This is a genomic window from Vibrio sp. V12_P9A6T4 (assembly GCF_963874835.1).
Lineage (GTDB): Bacteria > Pseudomonadota > Gammaproteobacteria > Enterobacterales > Vibrionaceae > Vibrio > Vibrio anguillarum.
In genome coordinates this window covers 1-3,578 of sequence record NZ_CAWNJO010000012.1, presented here as the reverse complement: position 1 = coordinate 3,578, position 3,578 = coordinate 1, and the positions used below count along the sequence as shown (strand labels likewise).

The 3,578-nt window shown below is 43.7% G+C and carries 4 protein-coding genes; 1 reads left to right on the top strand and 3 read right to left on the bottom strand.

Annotated elements, in window-relative coordinates; translation table 11 throughout:
- Together AACQ42_RS00715 and AACQ42_RS00710 are read right to left on the bottom strand one after the other, a co-directional pair.
- Positions 1–150, bottom strand: a 150-nt coding sequence (locus AACQ42_RS00715) for a transposase domain-containing protein (RefSeq protein ID WP_176429627.1), incomplete at its 3' end; no start/stop codon positions are given.
- Positions 151–327: 177 nt separating this feature from the next.
- A complete protein-coding gene (locus AACQ42_RS00710; RefSeq protein ID WP_019281765.1) occupies positions 328–1,989 on the bottom strand; it encodes a methyl-accepting chemotaxis protein in 1,662 nt (553 codons plus the stop codon).
- A gap of 291 nt (positions 1,990–2,280) precedes the next feature.
- On the opposite strand from AACQ42_RS00710, the gene AACQ42_RS00705 reads away from it, so the two are divergent.
- Positions 2,281–2,637: a YibL family ribosome-associated protein gene (locus AACQ42_RS00705; RefSeq protein ID WP_026027197.1), complete on the top strand. Its 357-nt coding sequence runs from the start codon at positions 2,281–2,283 to the stop codon at positions 2,635–2,637.
- A gap of 62 nt (positions 2,638–2,699) precedes the next feature.
- Here the strand turns inward: AACQ42_RS00705 and AACQ42_RS00700 are convergent.
- Positions 2,700–3,578, bottom strand: an 879-nt coding sequence (locus AACQ42_RS00700) for a LuxR C-terminal-related transcriptional regulator (protein WP_217898934.1), incomplete at its 5' end; no start/stop codon positions are given.

Here is a 3,578-nt window from a genome sequence, read left to right as displayed (position 1 = left end):
TTCTAGAGTTAATTTCCTCTTTCTCATCGTGACGGTATCAGTAAGAGAATAAGCTTCGTTGATGAGGTCAATTGGAAGTAAGTCAGACAAAGTCTCAACGTTGCTAGGTTTCCAATCATTAATTATGTTTAGAGCTTGAGAAACATCCATAAAAAAATCCAAGTGCATTAAATACACTTGGATTTTGACAGCTCTGAAGGATCGTTCAACCGATCACTTTGGCCTTAACTGATCGGCATTAATGTTGACATGGCTTTTTTACTTTTTTACTTAGTGATCAACGATCTTCATTCTGACGCTTACAAGTCTCAGTTTTACCTCTTCTTGCTAAACTTTAAAGCGGTCCACCAACTCATAGAGTTCGTTGGCTCGGCTATTCAGCTGTTGGCTACCCGCTTGGTTCTGATTAGCCAGTTCAGCCGATTGACTACTTTGATCAGATATCACCACAATACGCTCTGATATCTCTTGCCCAACAATACTTTGCTCCTCTGTTGCAGTTGCGATCAGTGCGTTCATATCCATAATCGTGGCAATAGAGTCTTGAATTTTTTGTAATGCTGTCGATGCGGCATTGGCTTTTTCTACGGTGCTTAAGCTACGACTTTGGCTTGAATCCATCGCTTTAACTGCGGCATCAGAGGCATTTTTCAGTTGCCCGATCATGGCATGAATTTGTCCTGTACTGTCTTGGGTACGGCTAGCTAATTTTCGGACTTCATCTGCTACCACGGCAAATCCTCGTCCTTGCTCGCCCGCGCGAGCCGCTTCAATCGCTGCGTTTAACGCCAGTAGATTGGTTTGTTCCGCAATATCTTGGATAACCGCAAGTAGAGACGAAATGTTTTTCACATCGCCTTCCAGTTTTGAAATCACAAGGCTCGCTTCAGCGACCTCTTTGGCGAGATCCTGTACCGATTGTGCGGCTGAATCAACAATTTCATGGGCATCTTTGGCGTTGTCGTCAGCATCTTTTGCCGATTGAGCGGCATGGTGGGCGTTGTTCGAGATCTCTGTTGCAGTCGTGGTCATTTCTGTCATCGCTGTCGCTACTTGATCGGTCTCTTCACGTTGCCCTGATGCAATGGCGTCAACTTGTTGTGCTCGTTGTGTCATGTCATTGGTTTCATCCACAACCTGTTGCCCAACTTGGTGCACGCGCGCAATGATACTTTGCAAGCTGGAGACAAAGGCATTGAAGTTATCACTTAATCTTGCAAATTCAGGGGCGTTGAATTTTTCCATTCTTGCAGTTAAATCAGCGTCACCGCTTGCAAATGAACGAATCGATAAATCAAATAGCTCGAGAGGACGCATGATACTGCGATTTAAAATGATGGCGAAAAAACCGACGATGAGGATAATGATCAAGCTCATCAAACCGATATTGACTAAACTGCTTTGCATATTTTCCGCAGCGAGTGTTTCCATGTTGGCGATTACGGCATCAATGTCATCGGTGTAAAAGCCAGTGCCTATCGTTAGATCCCATTGTGGTAAATAGGTAGAATAGGCCAATTTAGGTAGTGGTGTCGTCTCTCCCGGCTTGGGGAAATAGTAGGTAGTGAACTTATCTACTTTGGCATTTTTGATTAAATCTTGGATTAAATAGTTGCCATGCGTATCTTGCATGTTCCAAAAGTTATCGCCTAAACCAGCATTACTTTGGCCCAGTAGTAGTCGATCCCCTTTGCTATTGTAGCCAAAGATATAGCCACTATTTTCAAACGCGATGTCACGCAGTATGGTGATGGCTTCGCTGAGGGGAGCGTTCTTTTGTTTGAGTGATTTGAGCGCTGTATCGGCAATTTGCAGATATGAACGCAGCTCATTTTGTTTCATCTCCATCATGCTAGCGCGGGTAGCAGCCATTTGTTCGTGATTCAGTTTTTGTGTTTCTGAAAAACTGAGATACATCATACTTAACGAAATAATCAGTAGCGGAACAATGGATAGCACGTAGAGTCTTTGGCGAATAGTCAGGCTCATGGTTATTTCCTGTTGTTATGTTATTGGCCTTGGTACTTTAACTGACGGTTGACATGCTCGTTGTTGTTATAAATATAGCTTAGCTAAGTTTGCGGCACCGCGTCTTACAAAGAGCATATTTTCATATGAAAAATGGGTGTTATGTCAAATTGGAATGCTAAGTAGAGTTGTTATGCCCTCTATGACTTGCCAGTGGCTTTCATTTCACCGGTTTAAGCTTAATTTCTATATAGAGTATAGATAGGCTGTGATATACTCCGCGCCCACTTTACTTTCGAAGAGCCAGTGACCATGAGCCTGAAAAATGAAATTCAACAACTCAATAACCGTTTAGATACGTGTCGCCATAAGCTCGATGCGGCTAAAGGTCGTGGCGATCAAGTAATGATCAGCAAATTTACCGATGAAGTAGAACAACTGACGAAAAAGCTCGCTCAAGCAAAACACAAGCAAAATTATACGGTGAGCAAAGAGCGTAAGAGTTTGCTCGATATGCCATTTTCTCGTGAGTTGACCAAAGCCGAACAGGCGGATTTAGGTCAATTGAAAAAGTCAGTTAAAGGTTTAATCGTGGTACACCCGATGACAACAATGGGCAAAGAGCTGCGTTTAGAAGTGATGACTGGTTTCGCCCCAAAAACCTTCTAACCGTCATTTTTTACGACAGAAAAGAGCCAGATTATCTGGCTCTTTTTGATCATACCTGCGACTCAATAGCCCATAAGTTGCAATAAATTCTCGGCGGTGTGGATTGCCTCTTTGCGGTTAGCAATATTCAGTTTTTGGTATAGGTTGCGGATGTGGGTTTTGATGGTAGTTCCTGCGACATCCAGCTCTTGTGCAATTTGTTCATTGCTAAACCCAGAGTAGATAAGCCCCAAGACTTGCCATTCACGTTGAGTGAGTGGGCTGGTACGAACCAGCTCAGGAATATTTGGGTGATTAACCAGCTTCTCAACAAACTCTTCGTCGAAATGGACTGATCGGCTGCGCTGAGTGGTAGAGATCTCTTTCATTAACTGTTGTGCGCGGTGGCGTTCCAGATCTCCCAATTCGGATCGGCTAGAGAGTTTTTCCAACAAGTGGCCGATCTGCGAACCATCGATTAAAAAGTTACCCACCATACCCGTCTGATTGGTTAGCTGTAGCGCCTCTTTGAGTTTTTCTTTCGCCACTTCTTCATTGTGCACTGTGGTGGCTAGAACGGCTTCGAGGATCAAATTACGGTTTAGGTCAGTAATCAACTGATAAGTTTGCGCTTCGTGCTGCATAAACGTCAAAGTTTGAGTCGCATCTTCCAAATGACCTAAGTGAATCTGAACTCGAGCAATATTGCGCCATTGAAGCTGTGAAAAGTGATTGCATGCTTTTTCTGGTCGAATGGTGGTCTTGAGCCACTGCAACATTGCTTCATCATTGCCACGAGCTTGCCAAAATAGAATCAGTGAGAGCGAAGCATTCGCCGTCCAGTCTACGTGATAAGTCGATTGTTTTAGTAAGTGCTGTATTTGTTCGATGAACTTACCCGCTTTATCGAGTTCACCGCGGCCAATAGCAATACGTGCCAGCATAGAATAACTGTGCAGATG